The following is a 19980-nucleotide window of genomic DNA, read 5'->3' as shown; positions in this document are numbered from 1 at the left end:
GCAGATGACGAACCCCTTCGAGGACCCCGACGGCCGGTACGTCGTTCTCGTCAACGACGAGGGCCAGCACTCGCTGTGGCCGACCTTCGCCGAGATCCCCGCCGGATGGACGGTGGCCAAGGAGGAGGACACCCGGCAGGCGTGCCTCGACCACATCGAGGAGAACTGGACGGACATGCGGCCGAAGAGCCTCATCGAGGCCATGGGTGACTGACGTCGGGATCCCCGGGGTCACCGAATGGACGATGGAGATGCTGGACGCCGCCGACCTGCGTCCCGCGCCGCCGCCGGGCGCCGAGATGACGTTCACGCTGGCCGCGCTCCCGTCCGCGGACGTCAGCCGCGCCCTGTACGCGGCCGTCGGCGCCCGCGTCTGCTGGACCGACCGCTTCCCGTGGACGTACCCGGACTGGCGCGCCTGGGTGGAACGTCCTGAACTGTCCACGTGGATCGCGATGGCCGAGGGGACGATCGCGGGCTTCTTCGAGATCGAGGCGCAGCCCGGCGGCGACACCGAGATCCACCTGGTCGGGCTCACCCCCGCGTTCGTCGGCCGCGGCTACGGCGGCCACCTCGTCGAGCAGTGCACCCGCCGCGCCTGGCGGCGCGGGGAGCTGTGGGCGCCGGGCCGCGGCCCGGCGTCCCGGGTGTGGCTGCGCACCAGCAGCCTCGACCACCCGAACGCGATCTCCAACTACCGGCGGCGGGGCTTTAAGGTGGCCGCGGAGCGTACCGCCCCCAAGCTCGTCCCGGACCCGCGGGTCGCGCCGTGGCCGCTCCCCGGCGATCCGCGCGTGGCGCCCCGGCGCCACGAGGAGGAGTTGATCAAGTGAGCTGGTTCCGCTGCCCCGAGACGCGGCCCTGGGCGTCGATGCGGCTGTTCTGCCTGCCGCACGCGGGCGGGTCGGCGGTGTTCTACCGGCCGTGGGCCAAGGAGATCAGCCCGGCCGTCGAGGTGCACGCCGCCCAGTACCCGGGCCGCGCCGACCGGATGGGGGACGCGCTCGTCACCGACGCGCACCAGCTCGCCCGCCTCGTCGCCGGGGCGATGGCCCCGCTGATGGACCGTCCCGCCGCGCTGTTCGGGCACAGCATGGGCGCCGTCCTCGCCTACGAGGTGGCGCGGCTGCTGCAGGAGCGGGGGAGCGCGCCGGTGCACGTGTTCGCCTCCGGAGCCCGGCCCCCGCACGACCGCGGCGAGGACCGCGTCTCCGGCAAGGACGACGACGGCGTCGTGGCCGAAATGATCAAGCTCGGCGGCACCGACGCCGAGGCGCTGCGGGACCCGGAGCTGCGCGAGCTCGTCCTGCCCTACGTCCGTAACGACTTCGCGCTGATCGAGGACTACGCCCACCGGGCCGGGACGCGGCTGGCCGTCCCGGTCACCGCGATCGTCGGGGACGACGACCCGCACGTGACCGAGGACCAGGCGCGCGGGTGGGGACAGGTCACCGACGGCCGCTTCGCGCTGAAGGTCCTGCCGGGCGGCCACTTCTACCTGACCGAGCAGCAGCCCGCCGTGATCGCCGAGATCCTCCGCACCCTCGAAGTCCCGGCGAAGGGTTGAGCGCCCGGACGGGCCGTCCCCACCGGAGTCCGTGGTGGGGACGGCCCGCCTCTCAAGAGAGCCTTCCGGTCAGTAGACGCTCAGCCCGTAGCGGGAGAGCGGCTCGGTGACGGGCTGGAAGAACGTCGTCCCGCCCGAGGAGCAGTTGCCGCTGCCGCCAGAGGTCATGCCGAGCGCGGTCGACCCGGCGAACAGCGAGCCGCCGCTGTCGCCCGGCTCCGCGCAGACCGTGGTGCGGATCAGGCCGCTGACGCTGCCCTCCGAGTAGTTGACGGTCTGGTTGAGCGCGGTGACCCGGCCGTTGTGCAGGCCGGTGGTGCTGCCGCTGCGGTACACGGTCTGCCCGACGGTCGCGTTCCCGGCGGCGGTGATGTTGCGGGTGCCGCTGTAGAGCTGCACGGCGCCCGCCGTGTCGGCGGGAGTCGAGCTGTACTGGACGACGCCGTAGTCGTTGCCGGGGAAGCTGCTGTGGACGGTGCGGCCGAGCGTCCGCCCGGACCCGTCGGTCCAGGTCGTTCCGATGTTGGTGCAGTGGCCGGCGGTCACGAAGTAGTACGTGCTTCCGCTCCGCACGTTGAAGCCCAGCGAGCAGCGGGCACCACCGGTGTAGATGGCCTCGCCGCCGAGGGTGAACGTGCGGAAGGCGCCGGCGACGCGTTCGGTCCGGACTGCCGTGCCCTGTTTGGTCGCGGCGGCCTGGACCTTCTTGAGCTTGGTGCCCTTGACGGTGCTGTCCATGGTCAGGACGACCTGGTTGGTGGCCGGGTCGACGGCCCAGGCGGTGCCGGCGACCGTCGCGTCGCGCTTGAGCGCCGACATGACCTGTTTCAGGTCGGAGCCGCTGCGCGTGACGCTCTTCGGCACGGCGCCGGCGGCGCGGACAGCCTGCGCGGCCTTCGCGTCGGTGACCGTGACGACGAGCTTGCCGCCCTTCAGGTAGGAGCCCGCGCTGCGGGTGCCGAGCTGCTGGGCGAGGGACGTCGCCACGTCGCCGGGTGCGGCCGGAGCGGCGGGTGCCGCCGGGGACGCGGACGCGCTGGGAGCGATGGCCAGGGTGGCGGCCACCATGCCGGCGGCTGCCGTGGTGACGGCGGCGGCGCCGACGCGCCTGTGACGGATCTTCACTTGTGCCTCCACGGGGGGTTGGGTGCACCCGAGTGGTGCACCGGAGGTCACCGACATCGTGTAAGAACCGTCAAGGTGGGCGTAAGACGCATAAAGTGACCAATTAGTAACCTCGCCATTGGCACCCTCGACGCGGCTTCCGTGGTCAGTCGCGCAATACCAGCCGGGACCCACCCGGAACAGAACGCGGTTCGGCCCCGGTCCCTCACAGGGAGGGACCGGGGCCGAACGTCGGGGCTTCCCGCCGCCTGGGAGCTCCGGCGGGCCGCCGGGACGGCTAGTAGATCTCGACCCCGAACTCCGACAGCGGCTCGGTCACGGGCTGGAAGAACGTGACACCGCCGGACGAGCAGTCGCCGCTGCCGCCCGAGGTCAGCCCGATCGCGCCGGCGCCGGCGAACAACGGGCCGCCGCTGTCGCCGGGCTCGGCGCACACCGTCGTCTGGATGAGGCCGCTGACGCTGCCCTCCTGGTAGTTCACCGTCTGGTTGAGCGCGGTGACCTGCCCGTCATGGACGCCGGTGGTGCTGCCGCTGCGGGTCACGGTCTGCCCGACCGTGGCGTCCGCGGCGCCGGTGATGTCGTGGAACTGGCCGTCGACCGTGACGCCGCCCTGCGTGTCCTCCGGTGCGGAGGCGTACTTGACGATGCCGTAGTCGTTGCCGGGGAAGCTGCTGCCGGCGTTGCCGCCGAGCGTGCCCCCCGACTCGTCGGTCCACGTGGAGCCCGCCTCGGTGCAGTGCCCCGCCGTCAGGAAGAAGTACTCGCTCCCCTTCTTGACGTTGAAGCCCAGCGAGCAGCGGGCGCTGCCGGTGTAGATCGGGTCGCCGCCGGCGGTGAACGTGCGGAACGCGCCCGCGACGCGCGTGGTGCGGACCGCCGTGCCCTGTTTGCTCGCGGCGGCCTGCACCTTCTTGAGCTTGGTGCCCTTGACGGTGCTGTCCATGGTCAGGACGACCTGGTTGGCGGCCGGGTCGACGGCCCAGGCGGTACCGGCGACCGTCGCGTCGCGCTTGAGCGCCGACATGACCTGTTTCAGGTCGGAGCCGCTGCGCGTGACGCTCTTCGGCACGGCGCCGGCGGCGCGGACCGCCTGCGCGGCCTTCGCGTCGGTGACCGTGACGACCAGGTTCTTCGTGGCCTGGTCCACATAGGCGCCGGCGGTGCGGTCGCCGAGCCGCTGCGCCAGCTTCGCGGCCACCCCGCCCGTGTCGGACGTGGTGGTGACGGCTCCGCCGGGCGCGTCGAGGGACGCGTCCGCGGCGGGAGCGGCGACCAGGGCGGTCGCCAGCAGCCCGGACGCCGCCATGGTCGCGGCGGCGGTGCCGCCGATTCGGGTGGAACGGATCTTCACTGTGCCTCCAGGGGGGATTGGGCGCACCCGTGTTGGTGCGCCGGAGGTCACGGGACATGCTGGAAGAATCCGGAATGCCGACGTAAGGCGGAAAAGTGACTAATCGACCATGAACGGATTGTCACAATGGGTGCGGGTTCCGTGGTCGATCCCCGGGGAGGATGGCCCGTTTAGGGCGTTTGTGACTGGACGGTAGGTCCAATGGGTCTCCCCAGGCATACCACCCCGGACGTACAGTCGGAGGCGACGGGGGACCGGACATACGACGCGGAGCCCCCGCACCCGGTTCCCTCGCACGGGAGTGGCCCCATGGGTGTCGAGATCCGGGTGGAAGGGCTCAGGAAGTCGTTCGGACGGCAGGTCATCTGGGAGGACGTCTCCTTCACCATCCCGGCGGGCGAGATCTCCGCGCTGCTCGGGCCGTCCGGAACCGGGAAGTCGGTGTTCCTCAAGAACCTCGTCGGGCTGCTGCGTCCCGACCGCGGCCACGTCTACGTCGGCGGCGGCGACGTACCGCGGCTGCGCGAGCACGACCTCTACGAACTGCGCCGCCAGTTCGGTGTGCTGTTCCAGGACGGCGCCCTGTTCGGCTCCATGAACGTCTACGACAACATCGCCTTCCCGCTGCGCGAGCATACGAAGAAGGGCGAGGCGGAGATCCGGCGCATCGTGCTGGAGAAGATGGACATGGTCGGCCTCACCGGGTCGGAGAACAAGCTGCCCGGCGAGATCTCCGGCGGGATGAAGAAGCGCGCCGGGCTCGCCCGCGCCCTCGTCCTGGACCCCGAGATCATCCTGGCGGACGAGCCGGACTCCGGCCTCGACCCCGTCCGCACCGCCTACCTCAACCAGCTGTTCGTCGACCTCAACACCGAACTCGGCGCCACCTTCCTGATCGTCACCCACGACATCGGCACCGCCCGCGTCCTGCCGGACAACCTCGGCCTGCTGTTCCGCCGCGGCCTGGTGATGTTCGGGCCGCGCGAGATGGTGCTGTGCAGTACGCATCCTGCGGTCGACCAGTTCTTCAACGCCCGCCGCCAGGGCCCCATCGGCATGGCCGAGGAGAAGGACCTCGCCGGCGTCGCGGCCGAGCCGCAGGGCCCGCCGCCGATGCCGGCGCCGATCCCGCCGCAGCTCATGCCGAGCGACGGCCGGCTGCGTCCCGCCATGCGCCGCCCCGGCCAGTGGCTGCGCGAGCACCGGGTGACCCCGCCGCCGGGCTCGTTCATCGACGACGCGGGACACGACTGGCTCACCGAATGGGACGCCCTCGTGGCCGCGCGGCGACGTCCCGGGCAGTGACCCCGAACCGGAAGAACGGGAGAATGGTCCGGTGACGCTCCTTCTGACCCGCTCGGACCTCGCGGCGCTGCTCGACCCGGCCGCCTGCCTGGACGCGCTGCGCCGCGGTTTCACCGCGGCGGACGACGGGACCGCCGCCCGCCGGGTGATCGCGAAACTGCCCGGGCAGGGCACCGCGACGGCACTGCTGCCGGGCGTGGTCGAGGACGTCCCCGCCTACACGGTGAAGGTCAACGCCAAGTTCCCGGGCAGCCGCCCGGCGCTGCGCGGCGTCGTCTGCCTGCACGACCTCGCCACCGGCGAGCTGCTGGCGCAGCTGGACTCGGCGACCGTGACCGCGTGGCGGACCGGCCTCGCCGCCGCCCTCGGCACGCACGCCCTGGCCCGTCCCGACGCCGGCACCGTCGCGGTCATCGGCGCGGGCGCCCAGGCCGAGCTGGTCATGCGGGGGCTGACCGAGCTGCGGGAGGTGCGCGGCCTGACCGTCTGCGACCTGGACGCGGGCCGCGCCGCCGCTTTCGCCGAACGGCACGGAGCCCGGCTGGACCTGCCCGCGGCCGTCGTCGCGGACCCGCGCGGGGCGGTCCGGGACGCCGGGATCGTCGTCATGGCCACCTGGTCGCACCGCCCCCTCCTGCACGCCGCCGACGTCCCGCGCGGAGCGCACATCACCTCGCTCGGCGCGGACGAGCCCGGCAAGGCCGAGCTGGGCGCCGACCTGCTGGAGGGCGCCCGCGTCGTCGTGGACGACGTCCCGCTCGCCGTCGAGATGGGCGTGCTGGCCGGGGCGGGCCTCGACGTGAAGCACGCTGCCGGCACGCTCCGCGACCTCCTGCGCGGCGACGTGCCCGGACGGGTGAAGGGCGGCGAGGTCACGGTGTACGCGCCGGTCGGGCTGCCCTGGCAGGACCTCGCGCTGAGCTGGACGGCCTACCGGGCCGCCCGCGCCGCCGGAGTGGGAGCGGAGTTCGACTTCCTGGCCTAGCCCCGCCGCGTCCTCCCGCCATATTGAAACACGTTCTACTTCGTGCGTAGGCTGGGCGGTCAGTGACGCGACGGACCGGAGGTGACGCCGGTGATCTGGGACCGGTTCCGAATCGAGGGCAGGGTCGCGGTGGTGACCGGCGCCGGCCGCGGCATCGGCGCGGCCACCGCGGTGGCGCTCGCCGAGGCGGGCGCCGACGTGGTGATCTCCGCCCGGACCGAGGAGCAGCTCAGCAAGGTCGCGGCCGGGATCGAGGCGGCCGGGCGGCGGGCGCTCGTCGTCCCGTCCGACCTCAGCGATCCCGATGCCGCGGCCGCGCTGGCGGCCCGCGCCGCCGAGGCGTTCGGCCGCCTCGACATCGTGGTGAACAACATGGGCGGCGCCATGCCGGCCGCGTTCCTGGACACCTCGCCCCGGCAGCTTGAGAACGCGTTCCAGTTCAATGTGAGCACCGCGCACGCGCTGACCCGCGCCGCCGTCCCGCATCTGCTGGAGGCCGGCGGCGGCAGCATCGTCAACATCTCCTCCGTCATGGGACGCATCGCCGGGCGCGGCTACCTCGCCTACGGCAGTGCCAAGGCCGCGCTCGCCCACTACACCCGGCTCGCCGCGTTCGACCTGGCCCCGCGCGTCCGCGTCAACGCGATCGCCGTCGGGTCCGTCGCGACGTCCGCGCTCGACATCGTCATGACCAACGACGAACTGCGCACCGAGATGGAGCGCAAGACGCCGCTCGGCCGCGTCGGCGACCCCGAGGACGTCGCCGCCGCCGTCCTGTATCTCGCCTCGCCCGCCTCCGCCTACGTCACCGGCAGTGTCCTGCGCGTGGACGGCGGCATCGAGACCCCGAACCTCGATCTCCGCCTGGAGGACCTGTGACCTTCCGCGTCGTCCAATGGAGCACCGGCAACGTCGGACGGCACGCGATCGCCGGCATCGACGCCCGTCCCGACCTCGAACTCGCGGGCGTCTGGGTCTCCAACCCCGCCAAGGTCGGCAAGGACGCGGGCCGGCTGGCGGGCCTCGGCCGCGACCTCGGCGTCACCGCGACAGGTGACACCGATGCACTGCTCGCGCAGCGGCCCGACTGCGTCGTCTACACGTCGATGGCGGACGTCCGGCTGATGGAGGCGATCGACGACCTGTGCCGCATCCTGCGCGCCGGCGTGAACGCCGTCTCCAGCAGCCCGGTGTTCCTGCAGTTCCCGGACGGCGTCGTCCCGCCCGAGATGTCCGATCCGGTGCGGGAGGCCGCCGCCGCGGGCGGTGCGTCCATCTTCGTCAACGGCATCGACCCCGGCTTCGCCAACGACGTGCTCCCGCTCGCCGTCACCGGCATCAGCGAGCGCATCGAGCAGGTCCGGTGCACGGAGATCCTCAACTACGCCACCTACGACCAGGGCACCGTGCTGTTCGACATCATGGGCTTCGGTCGTCCCCTGGACGAGACGCCGATGCTGCTGCAGCCCGGCGTGCTCACGATGGCGTGGGGAAGCGTCGTCCGGCAGATCGCCGCCGGCCTCGGCGTGGAGCTGGACGAGATCACCGAACGGCACACCCGGCTGCCCGCGCCCGAGACCTTCGGCGTCGCCTCCGGGACGATCGAGAAGGGCACCTCCGCCGCCCTCCGGTTCGAGGTCCGGGGAATGCGCGGCGGCGAGGCCGTCGTCGTCCTGGAGCACGTCACCCGCCTCCGCGACGACCTCGCCCCCGGCTGGCCGCAGCCCGCGGGCGCCGGCTGCTACCGGGTGGAGGTCCGCGGCGAGCCGAACTACACGGTCGATCTTCAGCTGCTGGGCACGGACGGCGACCACAACACCGCCGGCCTGAAGGCCACGGCGATGCGCCTGGTCAACGCCGTCCCCGCCGTCGTCCAGGCGCCGCCGGGCCTGCTCACGGCGCTGGACCTGCCCCTGATCACCGGCCGCGGCCTGCTCTAGACCCCGAGCAGCCGCCCGAAACTCCGGACGATCTCGTCGCGGGTGCCGCGCGCCTCCGGGATCGCCTCGACGAACTCCAGGAAGCCGTGCACCGTCGCCGGCACCGCGATCTCCCGCACCGCGACGCCGGCCTCGCGCAGCCGCCGCGCGTAGCCGGCGCCCTCGTCGCGGAGCGGGTCGTACTCGGCCGTCACGACGAGGGCGGGGGCGAGCCCGGCCAGGTCCGCCGCGTGCAGCGGACCGGCGCCGGGCAGAGTCCGCGTCGCCGGGTCGGGAAGGTAGGCGTCGATGAACCAGCGCATGGCGTCCGCGGTCAGATAGTGCCCCTCGGCGAACTCCGCGTAGGACGCGCAGCTCATCGTCGGATCCGTCACCGGGTAGACGAGCAGCTGCGCGCGCAGCCGCACGTCCGCGTCGCGGGCCGCCAAGGCGACCGCCGCGGCGAGGTTGCCGCCCGCGCTGTCCCCGGCGACCCCGAGCCGGCCGGCGTCGATGCCGAAGGCGGCGGGATCGCCGGCCACCCGCCGGGTGACCGTCCAGCAGTCCTCCAGGGCCGCCGGATACGGGTGCTCGGGCGCCAGCCGGTAGCCGGCGGCGACCACGACCGCGCCGAGCCCTGCCGCGATGGCGCGGGCGTGGGCGTCGTGCGTGTCGAGGTCGCCGATCACCCAGCCGCCGCCGTGGAAGAACACGACGCCGGGCGCGGGCCCGCTGCCCCCGGACGGCCGGTAGACGCGCACCGGCACCCCGTCCAGGACGGTGTCCTCGCGGTCCAGGCCGGGCGCGGCGGGATCGGGTTCGCCGATGAGGTCCCGGATGCGGGCGGCGTAGGCCGCGCGGGCGCGCTCCGGCCCCAGCTCGGTGAACGGGGGCTCCGCGTCGAGGCGATCGACGAGGCGTCTGACGTCGGGTGGGAGCGGCATCGAGGTCCCTCCGTGCACCGGGGTGAGATACGACGACGGACGTTAACAGTCAGAATGTTAAGTAATCAAGCCTCCGGTCCCGATCCGCCGAGGAGGCCCCGCCGCCACCGACTCCGCCTGTGCCCCCTGGTCAAATCCGACCTGACTGGATGCACCCGGAGTGCTCGGCGGCCGGGGCCCGCCGAGGACGTGTTTCGTCGCGCCTCTTCTCAGACCTCACATTGATGTGTTAACAATCACTCCACTGATGTTGGGAACACATCGAGCGACGTGACGAACCGTCGGAGGTAACAAGTCATGTTCACATCAAGCCCCGAGGCATCGCGCCGGGATCTGCTCAGGTCCGGCGCCCTCGGCCTGACCGGCCTCGCCGCCGCGCCGCTCCTGAACGCCTGCTCGTCCGGCTCCGCCGGTGCGGCGGCCGGCCGCAAGACGCTCGCGTGGGAGACCGGCTACCTGTCGTTCTTCTTCTTCGTCGTCCTCCAGGAGACCGCCAAGCGGGAGTCGAAGCGGCGCGGCCTGGGGTTCGTCGGCAAGAACGCCAACGGCGACTCCTCCGCCCAGGTCAACGACTGGAACAGCCTCATCCTCCAGCAGCCGCGCTACCTCATCTCCGACGCGCTGGACTCGGAGGTCCTCGTCCCGCTCACCAGGAAGGCCGACACCAAGAAGATCCCCGTCGGCATGGTCGACACACCGCTCACCGGAGGCGAGGTCGACATCTCCGTCACGTTCGACAACCGGCAGTCCGGTGTCATGGCCGCCGAGAAGACCGCCGAACTGCTGAAGGCCAAGAACGGCTCGCCGCGCGGGACCGTCCTGAACGCCTACGGCAGCCTGACCGCCGTCGCGCTGCGCCAGCGGAAGGAGGGCTTCGAGCAGACCATCCAGTCCAAGTACCCGGACATCAAGGTCGTCTCGCGACCGCAGAACAACGACCACGCGCAGGCGCTGTCGGTGGTGAACACGACGCTGCGCGAGTACCCCGACCTCGACGCGATCCACCTGCCGACCGACATCTTTCTGCCGGACGCGAAGAAGGCCATGCAGTCGCAGAACCGGTTCTTCAAGGTCGGCGACAAGAAGCACATCGTGCTCACCAGCATCGACGGCTCGCCGAACGCCCACGAGTGGATCCGCGCGGGCGACCTGGACGCCGACATCGCCCAGGACCCGGTCGCCTACGTGCAGATCTGCATCGAGATGCTGGAGAAGTACTCGGTCAAGGGCAAGGACGTCCCGCTCGGCCCGTACCAGAACAAGAAGTACTTCTGGGAGAACGCGGCGATCGCCAAGGGACCGTCCGGCCCGATCATGACGATCCCGCCGTACTTCGTGACCAAGGACAACTCCCAGGACCCGCGCCACTGGGCGAACATCGTCACCGACCAGTGGGGGCTCAAGGAGACCCAGTCGTGACGAAGCCGCTGCTGGAGGCCGCGGGCGTCGTCAAGACGTACGGGGCCGCCCGCGCGCTCGACGACGTCACCGTCACCGTCAACCAGGGCGCGATCCACGGGCTGCTGGGCAAGAACGGGGCCGGGAAGTCGACGCTGGCAGGGATCGTGGCGGGCCTGGTGCGGCCCGACGCGGGCACGCTGACCCTCGCCGGGCAGGACGTCACGCACGACTCCGCGATGTCCCGCCAGCGCGCCGGCATCCGGCTGCTCGACCAGCATTCGGAGGTGCTGCCCGACCTGACCGTGGCGGAGAACCTCCTGCTGGGGGCGCTGCCGCGGCGGCGCGGGCTGGTCGACTGGCGGGCGGCGGACGAACAGGCCGCGGAACTGCTGGACGCTCACCACCTGCGCATCTCGCCGCGCCGCCACGCCGGGGGGCTGTCGCTGAGCGAGCGGCGCCGGCTGAGCATCGTCAAGGCCCTGATCGGGAACGGCCGTCTCGTCATCCTGGACGAGCCCACCACCGGCCTCACCATCGGCGAGCGGCGCGACCTGATGGGCTGGGTCCGGCGGCTGGCCGAGCAGGGCCGCACGTTCGTCTACATCTCCCACCACAACGACGAGGTGCGCCAGCTCTGCACCGAGTACACCGTCCTGCGGGACGGACGGGCGGTGCGGAGCGGCACGCGGGTCTCCTCGCTCACCGCCGAGACGCTGTCCGCCCTGGTCAGCGGCGAGGCCGTGGACGAGTTCCACCGGGACCGGACGGCCGCCGGGGAGGGGCGGGAGCGGCTCGGCGTCCGCGGGCTGCGGTTCGGCGGGCACGGCCCGGTCGACCTGAGCGTCCGGGCCGGGGAGATCGTCGGCCTGGTCGGGCTGCCCGGATCGGGCGCCCAGGAACTGCTGCGCGTGCTCGCCGGGCTGGCGCCCGCCACCGCCGGCGAGGTCCTGGTGGACGGCCGCCCGGTCGCCACCGGCCGCCCGCGCGCCGCCCTCCGCGCGGGCATCGGCTACCTCACCCACGACCGGATCGCGGAGGGCGTGGCGGCGCAGATGTCCATCGCCGACAACGTCCACCTCGGCCGATGGCCGCGCGGCCGCCACCGGCTGCTGGACCTGCGCCGGATGAGCGACCGGGCCGAGAGCGTCCGGCGGGACCTGTCGGTGGTCATGACCGGCCCGGACCAGCAGATCAACCGGCTCAGCGGCGGGAACCAGCAGAAGGTCCTGATGGGGCGGCTGCTGTCCCGCGAGCCCCGTGTCCTCGTCCTGGACGAGCCGACGGTCGGCGTCGACGTCGCCGCCAAGGAGGAGATCCACCGGCTGATCGACCGGGTGGCGCGGGACGGCGTGGCCGTCCTCGTGCGCGCCTACGACCCCGACGAGACCGCGCGGCTGGTGGACCGCGCCGTCCTGTTCTCCGGCGGATCGGTCGACGGGGAGCTCACCGGCGACGACCTGACGCTGTCCGCCGTCGCGACCGCCCAGCATGTTGGAGGCTGACCCATGACCCAGACCCTGGACGCCGCGCCGCCGCTGCGCCGGGACCGCTTCGACGTCCTCCGGTTCGGCCTCGACAACGTCGTCTGGGCCCTGATCATCATCTTCAGCCTGGTCACCGGGCTGTTCAACTCCTTCTTCCTGACCACCGCGAACCTGCAGAACGTGCTCGTCCAGGCCACCTCCCTCGGCGTCCTGGTGCTGGCCGTGTCGTTCGCCCTGCTGGTCGGCGAGATCGACCTGTCGGTGACGGGGAACCTGGCGTTCAGCGGCATGGTCGGCGCGATGCTGATCCAGCACCTGCACGTCCCCGGCCTGCTCGCGATCCTCGCCGTCGTCGGGACCGGAACGGTGATCGGGCTGCTCAACGGCGTCTTCGTCGCGTTGCTCCGGATGAACTCGCTGATCACGACGCTGGCGATGGGCCTGTTCCTGCAGGGCGCGGTGCTCGGCCTGACCAAGGCGCGGACCCTGGTGATCGACGACACGGCGTTCACCTATCTCGGCAGCGCGACGGTCGGCGGCTGGCCGCTCATGCCCGTCGCGCTGCTGCTGGCCTACGCCGCCGCCGCGGTCGCCCTGCGGCGCACCCAGTGGGGCCGCAACCTGTACGCGACGGGCGGCAGCGCCGGCGCCTCCCTGGTCGCGGGCATCCCGGTCCGCCGGGTCCGGCTGAGCGCGTTCGTCGCGGCGGGCACGCTCGGCGGGCTGGGCGGCTTCCTGTCGGCCTCGTACCTGGGCGGGGTCAACGTCACCGTCGGCAACAGCCTCCTGCTGTACGCGGTCGCGGCACCGGTGATCGGCGGCGTCTCGCTCACGGGCGGACGCGGGCGCATCGCGGGGATGCTGGGCGGGGCGCTGCTCATCAGCGTCATCCAGGTCGGGCTGCAGCTGATCAACCTGTCCGCCTACTACATCCAGATGATCGGCGGGGCCATGATCCTGGTGGCCATCGCCGTCGACGCGGTCCGCGTCCGCCGTACCGAGTAGCCGGCCGTCCCCCGGGAGGCGCGCTAGAACACGAGGGTGTCGAGGAGCGGGACGAGCCGCTCCTCCTCGCGATCCAGGTGCGCCTCCAGGGCGGCGGTGAGCCGTTCGACCTCGGTGAGCAGCGATTCGGCCGCACCGGAGTCGAGGGCCCGGCGCAGCTCGCCCAGCAGCTCCGCCACCACCTCGTGCTCGTCCCGCAGGCGCGCCAGGGCCGGCGCGAGCTCCGGATGTTCCCGTTCCAGGAGCGGGAACAGCTGCGTGTCCTCGCCCATGTGGTGGTTGCCGAGCCCCTGGCACAGCGTCAGGCAGTTGACCCGCAGCTGCGCGCCCACACCGGGCCCGGACGCGGCGACCTCCGCGCGGATCAGCGCCAGCTCCCGCCGGAACGCGTCGTGCACCGCGACCAGCATCTTGCTGGGCGACTCCGGCCCTGGCGGCGGCCCGGGGCTGGCGGGAACCAGGGCGACGACGGGCAGTGCTCGTCCCGACTCGACCTCGTACTCGGCCCACCCCGGGTCGGCCTCGACGGCGCGGGCGAACGCGCTTTCGCGTTCGTCCCCCTCCAGGACGACGGCGTTCGCCTCATAGGTGAACGCTTCGCTTTCGACCGTGACGCGCGGGTTCGCGACCAGGTTGTGGAACCAGGCCGGGTGCTTCGGCGCGCCCCCTGCCGAGGCGATGACGAGGACGCGGCCCACGCCGTCCGGAAGGTATCCGAGCGGCGTCGTGTGCGAGGCACCCGATCGGGCCCCGGTCGTGGTGAGCAGAAGCAGCCGCCCGCCCTCGAACGGGCCGCCGACGCGTCCGCCGTTGGCGCGGAATGCCTCGATGATCTGCCGATTGAAATCCATCTGTCTCCTGAACTGTTTTCGGGCATGGCGAATCGGCCACGGAAACGGCATGCGACCGTGGCTGGGGAAATGGTGGAAAGGGCATGCCGAAGGCGCGGGCATGCCCGATGACGTCGCGCGACGCGCGTGAGAAGAAGAGGAGGAACGCGAGTGGAAAAAGGCGGGCCGCGGGCCCGCACCGGCCTCACTCGGAGGCCGGGAACCTCACTCGCTCATGGCCCATGGCCGACCCGGCAGTCACGAAAAGGAAGATATCAAATACCTTCGCGGTGCGCGACGGCGGCGGCCTGGGTGCGGCTGGTGACGTTCAGTTTGGCGAGGATGTTCGAGACGTGGACGCTCGCCGTCTTGGGGGAGATGAACAGCGCCGCCGCGATCTCCCGGTTGTTGCGGCCCTCGGCGACCAGTTTCAGGACCTCGCGTTCCCGTCCGGTGAGGGAGGCGAGCGGGCCGGACGGCCCGGGCGCGGACGAACGCCCGGTACCGAGGCGGGCTCGGGTTCCGAGGTCGCGCAGCGCGGAGAGCAGCGGGGCGGCGCCGAGGCGTTCGGCGGTCTCGACGGCCGACCGCCACTCGGCGGCGGCCCCGTCCCGGTCGCCGTTCTCGGCGAGCGCCTCCGCCAGCCGCCACCGGGAGCGCGCCACCTCGTAGACGAACCCGCCGTCCGGGTCGCCGTAGGTGAACAGGTCGGCGGTCCTGCGCCACAGGCCCACGTCGTGGACGCCGTCCACACGGCGCCGTTCGGCTTCGGCGCGACTCACCCAGGCGTGCCCCTCCAGCCCGAGCCAGGTGCGGGGCTGATCGCCGAAGGTGAACTCGACGGCCCGTCGCGCCCGCCGGATCAGCTCGTCGGCGGCCTCGGCCGCCCGCCGCACGGCCTCCTCGTCGCCGGCGGCGCGCGACCGGGCCGCCAGCTCGGCGTGGGCCCAGAGCCCGGTCGCGGCGATGCGGATGAAGGACGCGCCATCGCCGTAGACCGAGTCGGCGATGCTGTCGACGTGTTCGAGCGCGGTTCGCGGGTCGTCCCGCCACAGGGCGTGCTCGGCGGCGAGGCTCCGCCCGATGTAGAGGGCCAGTTGGTCCTCGTGCCACAGTGGCGCGATCCAGCGCAGGCGCTCGTCCACGACGGGACGTCCCTGCGCGACCTCGATGAACAGCGCGTAGGCCGAGATCTGCGCCTCGTACGGCCGGACGACCTGGAGGGGGAAGCCGTCCGCGATCCGGCCGGCCTCCGCCCAGTCTCCGGTCGTGTAATGGACGAGATACCGCATGGTCCGGATGGCGATCCCGTACATGCTCCATCCGACGCCGTTGTCCAGGGCGAACCCGACGCCCTCGTCGGCCGCCGCCGCGGCGCCCGCGAGGTCACCGCGGTCGAACTTCGTCCGGGTGTACTGGAACCTGGCGCGCAGCGCCGACTGCGGGCTGTCCCCGGCGTCGGCGAGGTCGCGGGCCCGCGCGAACACCTCGGCGACCCCGCTGTCGGCCTCGCGCGACTCCCGGTAGATACCGAGCGTGACCAGTAGGGCGGCCTCTGCGCCCGGCGCCGCGGCGGCACGCGCCTCCTCGACGGCCTTCTCGGCCAGCCCGGGCATCTCCCCGTCCGGGTCCGTGTAGAGAAGCGTCCGCGCGTAGGTGGCGAGGGCCCAGGCGCGATCGGAGGTCGGCGGGGCGGCGGGCAGCATCGTCACCGCCTCCAGGGCGAGGACCCGCGCCTCCTCCAGTTCGTCGAGGTCGAGCGAGTATTCCGCGAGGTGCTCGCGGATCGTCGAGCCGAGCGACACGTCCGCCGGTTCGGCGAGATGCAGCAGCCGGCGCAGCCGGTGCGCCGCCCGCCGCACCTCGCCGGCCCGCCCCGACGCCTGGGCGGCGGTCAGCGACAGCCGGACCCGGTCCGTCCCGGCGGCGGACTCCGGATCGGGGACCGCATCCCACAGCTCCAGCGCCCGCTCGTAGTGCTCGAACGCCTCGGCGGGCGCGCCGAGCCGGTCGGCCTCCCGGCCCGCCCGGACGGACGCGGCGAACGCGCCGGGCAGGTCGTGCGCGGCGAGGCTGTGGTGCGCGAGCTCCGCCGCCGACCCGCGCGTCCCGTCCGGGAGCCCGGCGAGAAGCCGGGCGAAGTCGGAGTGCAGCCGGGTCCGCTCGCCCGGCAGCAGGTCGGCGTAGACGGCCTCGCGCAGCAGCGCGTGCCGGAACGTGTACCCGGCGCCGGACGGGACGAGCAGCTGGTGCGACACCACCTCGCGCAGCGCCTCCCCGGCCGCGGACTCGTCCAGCTCGGACACGCGGCGGACCAGTTCGTCGTCGACGCGGCGCCCCGCGACGGCCGCGACCCGCACCACGCGCTGCCCGCCGTCCGAGAGCCGCTCCACCCGCGACAGCAGCAGGTCGGCGAGCCCGGACGGCAGCGCCTCCAGGCCGTCGCGGGTGTCCAGGCCGGAGGAGTACAGCTCGGCCGCGTAGAACGGGTTGCCTTCCGACCGGTGGTGCACCCGCTCGACGACCTCCGCGGTGAGCGCCGCGGACCCGCGCGACAGCGCGGCGAGGTACTCGGCCGTCTCGCCCGGGCGGAACGGGCGGACCTCGACGCCCGCCACGTTGGGCAGCCGCAGCAGCTCCGCCACCACCGGCCGCAGCGGATGCCGCCGGTGCAGGTCGTCCGACCGGTACGTGCCGACGAGGCAGACCCGCTCGCGCTGCAGGACGCGGCTGAGGAACGTCAGCAGATGCCGGGTCGAGCGGTCGGCCCAGTGCAGGTCCTCAAGGACGAGCAGGACGGGCCGGTCGGTCCCCAGTTCGCCGAGCAGCCCGAGCACCGCCCCGAACAGCTGCTGCTGCCCCAGCTCGGACGCGGCCCCGGGGCCGCCGTCGCCGTCCGGCAGCAGCCGCCCGAGGACGGGACGGGCGTCGAGCGCGGCGCGGACCGGGTCCGCCTCCGGCGCGCCGGCCTGCGCGGCCGTCCACAGCGCGTCCGTGAGCGGCAGGTACGGCATGCTCTCGCCCAGCTCCGCGCACTGCCCGACGAGCACGGCGCAGCCGCGGTCGCGGGCGGTGCCGGTCAGCGCGGACACCAGATGCGTCTTGCCGACCCCGGCGTCCCCGCTGACGAGCACGACGCCCGCGCCGCCCGCGGAGGCCCGGTCCAGCGCGGCGGTCAGCGCGGCGAACTCCGCGGCCCGGCCGATCAGCACAGAACGGTCCTTCTCGTCATTCCATCGAGTATCCCACCCGTGGAGACGCGAACGGGCCCCGAACCGGTACGGAATCCGGGGCCCGCAGTGTGCGCCGAGCGGAGCTCGTCCCTTGATTGGTGGTGGGTGGGGGCTGGAGGACGGTGTGCCGAGCGGAGCTCGTCCTTTGATTGGTGGTGGGTGGGGGCTGGAGGACGGTGTGCCGAGCGGAGCTCGTCCTTTGATTGGTGGTGGGTGGGGGCTGGAGGATGGTGTGCCGAGCGGAGCTCGTCCTTTGATTGGTGGTGGGTGGGGGCTGGAGGACGGTTAGCCGACCAGGGCGGGGGTCCGGTCGGTCTCGTGCTCCGCCACGTCTTCGACCTCCGGCTGCGGCTCCGGGACGGGCAGGACCTTCTGGTAGACGCGGAGCGTCTCGGCGGCGATCCGCTCCAGCGAGTAGCGGGAGCGGGCGCGGTCCGCGGCGGCGATCGAGTAGCCGTGCAGTGTGGTCTCCTCGGCCAGCAGGTGCCGGACGGCCCGCCCGATCACGACGGGCCGCCCCGCCGGGACGTGCAGGCCGGTGATGTGGTCCAGGACCTCGTCGGCGTTCCCGCCGGCCGGGGTCGCGACGACGGGGACGCCGCAGGCCATCGCCTCCAGCGGCACCGACGGGCACGGCTGGTGCGGGGTGAGGCAGAGCACGAGGCTCGCCGTCCGCAGCAGCTTCGGCAGGTTCTTGCGGGGCAGCCGGCCCAGGAAGATCACCCGGTCGGCGACGTGCAGCTCCTTGGCGAGCATCCGGAGCCGGTGGACGGCCCCGTCGCCCTCCAGGTCCTCGCGGGCGGGGCCGCCGGCGACGGCGAGCTCGGCGTCCGGGACGTGCACCAGCGCGCGCAGCGCGGTGGCGACGTCGTCGCCCTCCAGGTCGTCGCAGACCATCACGAGGCGGTGCCGGTCGCCGTGCGGCATCGCCGGGCCGGCCTGCGCGAACTGCTCACCGTCCACGCCGTAGGGGACGACCGCGACCGACGGCCGCGGGACGCCCATCCGCACGACCGCGCCGGCCTCTTCGGCGTGCCCGGCGACCACCAGGTCGGCGTCGCGCCCGATGGCCTTCTCCAGGCGGTCGCGGTGCGGGTGGACCAGGTGCCCGGCCTGCCGCTCGGCGGCGGCCACGCCGTGGTAGCTCTGCGCGAACGGGATGCCGAGCTCGCGGGCGACGGCGCAGGCGGCGAGCCCGCCGATCCAGCCGTGCGCGTGCACGATGTCGGGACGTCCCGCGCCCGCCCAGCGGCGTCGCAGCCCGTCGGCGAAGTCACGGATGTGCTGGAGCAGTTCGTCGTCGGAGAGCGGGCGGGCGGGCCCGGCCTCAAGGTGGACGAGCGCGGCGCCCGGGGCGAGCCGGACGCGGCCGCGCGCGGCCCTGTCCTGGCGCCGGGCGTAGACGGTGACCTGGTTCGGCTCCGCGCCGGCGGTCAGCGGGCGGGTGAGCGAACGAGCGAGGTCCCGGACGTGGACTGACTGCAGGTGTTCGCCGTCAAGGTCGGAGGCGGACACGAGAGCAATGTTAAGCGGCCGGTGCATGGCGGATCCTCCGGGGCTACGCAGGGGAAGCACGGAGGTATCTGCGTCGTAGACACCTGCTCGGCAATCTTCATATCCGCCCGCCCTCCCCGTCAAACCTCGCGAAACGGATTCCAAACCCCGGCGAGACGTGCATGTCGCCGCCGACCTGCGGGGATACTGGACCCGATGGACGACGAACCCCTCTGGTACGTGGCGTACGGCTCGAACCTCCACCGCGAAAGATTCCGCTGCTACCTCTCCGGCGGCCGTCCGCGCGGCGGCGCCCGCCACTACACCGGCTGCCGCGACTCCCGTCCCGCCGGCGCCGAGCATCCGATCACGATGCCGGGCGGCATCTACTTCGCGCTGACGTCGCTGACCTGGGGCGGTGGCATGGCCTTCTACGACCCCGCCCTTCCCGGACGCGCCGCCGCCCGTGCCTACCTGCTGACGCGCCGGCAGTTCTGCGACGTCCTCTCCCAGGAGATGCGCCGCGACATCGGCGCCGACCATGACCTCTCCGAAGCCGTCGCCCGCGGCCGCCAGCGCCTCGGCCCGGGCCGCTACGAGACCGTCCTGAAGGTCGGCGAGCGCGCGGGCCACCCCATGCTGACCTTCACCGCGCCGGCGGCGCACCCGCCGAACGCGCCCACCGCCCCCTACCTGACCATGCTCGGGCACGGCCTGCGCGAGGCGCACGGCTGGTCCGCCGAACGCGCCGCGTCCTATCTCGCCGGGCGCCCCGGCGCCCGCGGCCACTGGACGCCCCGGGACATATGCGATCTCCTCGGCTAGGTTCGTCCCATGGACGTCGGTGACATCGTTGACGATTTCGAGCTGCCCGACGAAACGGGCGAACCCCGCACCCTGACGACCCTCCTGGAGAAGGGCCCGGTCGTCCTCTTCTTCTACCCGGCCGCGATGACCCCCGGCTGCACCGCCGAGGCCTGCCACTTCCGCGACCTGGTCGCCGAACTCGCCGAGGTGGGCGCCCATCCCGTCGGCATCAGCGCCGACCCGGTCGCCAAGCAGAAGGAGTTCGCCGACAAGCACTCCTTCGGCTACCCTCTCCTGTCCGACCCGTCCGGCGACGTCCGCGCCCGATTCGGCGTCAAACGCGGCCTGGCCCTCATGCCCACCAAACGCCAGACCTTCGTCATCGGCACCGACCGCCGTGTCCTCGCGGTCATCAAGAGCGAGATCCGCATGAACACCCACGCGGACAAGGCCCTGGAAGCCCTACGGGCCAACAGATGAGGCGGCCTCCGCTCGCTGGCGCTCGCTGCGTCCGCCGTGGGACGGCG

18 protein-coding genes are annotated in these 19980 nt (G+C 72.8%); 12 read left to right on the top strand and 6 right to left on the bottom strand.

What is annotated here, in order from left to right; genetic code table 11:
* Window positions 1-4: 4 nt before the first annotated feature.
* Genes ACQPXG_RS29865 through ACQPXG_RS29855 form a run of 3 tightly spaced genes read left to right on the top strand, consistent with a single transcriptional unit; the run spans window position 5 to window position 1567 of the window.
* Window positions 5-214, top strand: a complete 210-nt coding sequence (locus ACQPXG_RS29865) for an MbtH family protein (protein ID WP_433462459.1) — start codon at window positions 5-7, stop codon at window positions 212-214.
* Window positions 207-833, top strand: a complete 627-nt coding sequence (locus ACQPXG_RS29860) for a GNAT family N-acetyltransferase (RefSeq protein ID WP_433462458.1) — start codon at window positions 207-209, stop codon at window positions 831-833. Before ACQPXG_RS29865 ends, ACQPXG_RS29860 begins: the two co-directional genes overlap by 8 nt.
* A complete protein-coding gene (locus tag ACQPXG_RS29855) occupies window positions 830-1567 on the top strand; it encodes a thioesterase II family protein (RefSeq protein ID WP_433462457.1) in 738 nt (245 codons plus the stop codon). The genes ACQPXG_RS29860 and ACQPXG_RS29855 overlap by 4 nt, the downstream gene beginning before the upstream one ends.
* 69 nt (window positions 1568-1636) lie before the next feature.
* Here the strand turns inward: ACQPXG_RS29855 and ACQPXG_RS29850 are convergent, their stop codons facing one another.
* Window positions 1637-2692 carry a S1 family peptidase gene (locus ACQPXG_RS29850; protein ID WP_433462456.1) on the bottom strand — a complete coding sequence of 352 codons (1056 nt, stop codon included), beginning with the start codon at window positions 2690-2692 and terminating at the stop codon, window positions 1637-1639.
* Window positions 2693-2969: 277 nt separating this feature from the next.
* Window positions 2970-4046: a S1 family peptidase gene (locus ACQPXG_RS29845; protein WP_433462455.1), complete on the bottom strand. Its 1077-nt coding sequence runs from the start codon at window positions 4044-4046 to the stop codon at window positions 2970-2972.
* 309 nt (window positions 4047-4355) lie between these two features.
* Between ACQPXG_RS29845 and ACQPXG_RS29840 the strand changes: the two genes are divergently transcribed.
* The 4 genes from ACQPXG_RS29840 to ACQPXG_RS29825 all read left to right on the top strand — a co-directional run bounded on the left by ACQPXG_RS29840 (window position 4356) and on the right by ACQPXG_RS29825 (window position 8276).
* Complete coding sequence (locus tag ACQPXG_RS29840) at window positions 4356-5351, top strand: ABC transporter ATP-binding protein (protein ID WP_433462454.1); 996 nt, start codon at window positions 4356-4358, stop codon at window positions 5349-5351.
* A 31-nt stretch (window positions 5352-5382) separates the two neighbouring features.
* Window positions 5383-6336 (top strand): ornithine cyclodeaminase family protein, encoded by a 954-nt coding sequence (locus ACQPXG_RS29835; protein ID WP_433462453.1) that lies wholly within the window; start codon window positions 5383-5385, stop codon window positions 6334-6336.
* 90 nt (window positions 6337-6426) lie between these two features.
* Complete coding sequence (locus ACQPXG_RS29830; RefSeq protein WP_433462452.1) at window positions 6427-7215, top strand: SDR family oxidoreductase; 789 nt, start codon at window positions 6427-6429, stop codon at window positions 7213-7215.
* The gene (locus ACQPXG_RS29825; protein WP_433462451.1) at window positions 7212-8276 is read left to right on the top strand and encodes an NAD(P)H-dependent amine dehydrogenase family protein; all 1065 of its coding nucleotides are present in this window, start codon (window positions 7212-7214) and stop codon (window positions 8274-8276) included. Before ACQPXG_RS29830 ends, ACQPXG_RS29825 begins: the two co-directional genes overlap by 4 nt.
* Here the strand turns inward: ACQPXG_RS29825 and ACQPXG_RS29820 are convergent.
* A complete protein-coding gene (locus ACQPXG_RS29820; RefSeq protein WP_433462450.1) occupies window positions 8273-9199 on the bottom strand; it encodes an alpha/beta hydrolase in 927 nt (308 codons plus the stop codon). The genes ACQPXG_RS29825 and ACQPXG_RS29820 overlap by 4 nt on opposite strands.
* Window positions 9200-9496: 297 nt before the next feature.
* Here ACQPXG_RS29820 and ACQPXG_RS29815 point away from each other — a divergent pair, with 297 nt between their 5' ends.
* The 3 genes from ACQPXG_RS29815 to ACQPXG_RS29805 are packed head-to-tail and all read left to right on the top strand — an operon-like array spanning window position 9497 to window position 13089.
* Entirely contained in the window at window positions 9497-10618 is a 1122-nt protein-coding gene (locus ACQPXG_RS29815; RefSeq protein ID WP_433462449.1) for a sugar ABC transporter substrate-binding protein, read from the top strand.
* On the top strand, window positions 10615-12102 hold the full coding sequence (locus ACQPXG_RS29810) for a sugar ABC transporter ATP-binding protein (RefSeq protein WP_433462448.1): 1488 nt from the start codon (window positions 10615-10617) through the stop codon (window positions 12100-12102). Before ACQPXG_RS29815 ends, ACQPXG_RS29810 begins: the two co-directional genes overlap by 4 nt.
* A gap of 3 nt (window positions 12103-12105) precedes the next feature.
* Window positions 12106-13089: an ABC transporter permease gene (locus ACQPXG_RS29805; protein ID WP_433462447.1), complete on the top strand. Its 984-nt coding sequence runs from the start codon at window positions 12106-12108 to the stop codon at window positions 13087-13089.
* Window positions 13090-13112: 23 nt separating this feature from the next.
* On the opposite strand, the gene ACQPXG_RS29800 is transcribed toward ACQPXG_RS29805, so the two are convergent.
* From ACQPXG_RS29800 to ACQPXG_RS29790, 3 genes are all read right to left on the bottom strand, one after another.
* Window positions 13113-13940: a nitroreductase/quinone reductase family protein gene (locus ACQPXG_RS29800; RefSeq protein ID WP_433462446.1), complete on the bottom strand. Its 828-nt coding sequence runs from the start codon at window positions 13938-13940 to the stop codon at window positions 13113-13115.
* A 254-nt stretch (window positions 13941-14194) separates the two neighbouring features.
* The gene (locus ACQPXG_RS29795) at window positions 14195-17131 is read right to left on the bottom strand and encodes a helix-turn-helix transcriptional regulator (protein ID WP_433462445.1); all 2937 of its coding nucleotides are present in this window, start codon (window positions 17129-17131) and stop codon (window positions 14195-14197) included.
* Window positions 17132-17437: 306 nt separating this feature from the next.
* Window positions 17438-18667: a glycosyltransferase gene (locus ACQPXG_RS29790; protein ID WP_433462444.1), complete on the bottom strand. Its 1230-nt coding sequence runs from the start codon at window positions 18665-18667 to the stop codon at window positions 17438-17440.
* Between the two features lie 195 nt (window positions 18668-18862).
* Here ACQPXG_RS29790 and ACQPXG_RS29785 point away from each other — a divergent pair, with 195 nt between their 5' ends.
* Complete coding sequence (locus ACQPXG_RS29785; protein WP_433462443.1) at window positions 18863-19471, top strand: histone deacetylase; 609 nt, start codon at window positions 18863-18865, stop codon at window positions 19469-19471.
* Window positions 19472-19480: 9 nt separating this feature from the next.
* Window positions 19481-19933: a peroxiredoxin gene (locus tag ACQPXG_RS29780; protein WP_433462442.1), complete on the top strand. Its 453-nt coding sequence runs from the start codon at window positions 19481-19483 to the stop codon at window positions 19931-19933.
* The last annotated feature ends 47 nt before the right edge of the window (window positions 19934-19980 follow it).

The organism is Spirillospora sp. CA-128828, assembly GCF_050945415.1.
GTDB lineage: Bacteria > Actinomycetota > Actinomycetes > Streptosporangiales > Streptosporangiaceae > Spirillospora.
The sequence above is the reverse complement of the archived record's forward strand: the minus strand, read 5'-3'. Positions and strand labels throughout refer to the sequence as shown.

Excerpts from the sequence above, each read along its gene's own strand:
- ACQPXG_RS29865 (WP_433462459.1), top strand. The coding sequence starts at position 5 with ATGACGAACCCCTTCGAGGACCCCGACGGCCGGTACGTCGTTCTCGTC.
- ACQPXG_RS29840 (WP_433462454.1), top strand. The coding sequence starts at position 4,356 with ATGGGTGTCGAGATCCGGGTGGAAGGGCTCAGGAAGTCGTTCGGACGG.
- ACQPXG_RS29820 (WP_433462450.1), bottom strand. The coding sequence starts at position 9,199 with ATGCCGCTCCCACCCGACGTCAGACGCCTCGTCGATCGCCTCGACGCG.
- ACQPXG_RS29815 (WP_433462449.1), top strand. The coding sequence starts at position 9,497 with ATGTTCACATCAAGCCCCGAGGCATCGCGCCGGGATCTGCTCAGGTCC.
- ACQPXG_RS29805 (WP_433462447.1), top strand. The coding sequence starts at position 12,106 with ATGACCCAGACCCTGGACGCCGCGCCGCCGCTGCGCCGGGACCGCTTC.
- ACQPXG_RS29800 (WP_433462446.1), bottom strand. The coding sequence starts at position 13,940 with ATGGATTTCAATCGGCAGATCATCGAGGCATTCCGCGCCAACGGCGGA.
- ACQPXG_RS29785 (WP_433462443.1), top strand. The coding sequence starts at position 18,863 with ATGGACGACGAACCCCTCTGGTACGTGGCGTACGGCTCGAACCTCCAC.
- ACQPXG_RS29780 (WP_433462442.1), top strand. The coding sequence starts at position 19,481 with ATGGACGTCGGTGACATCGTTGACGATTTCGAGCTGCCCGACGAAACG.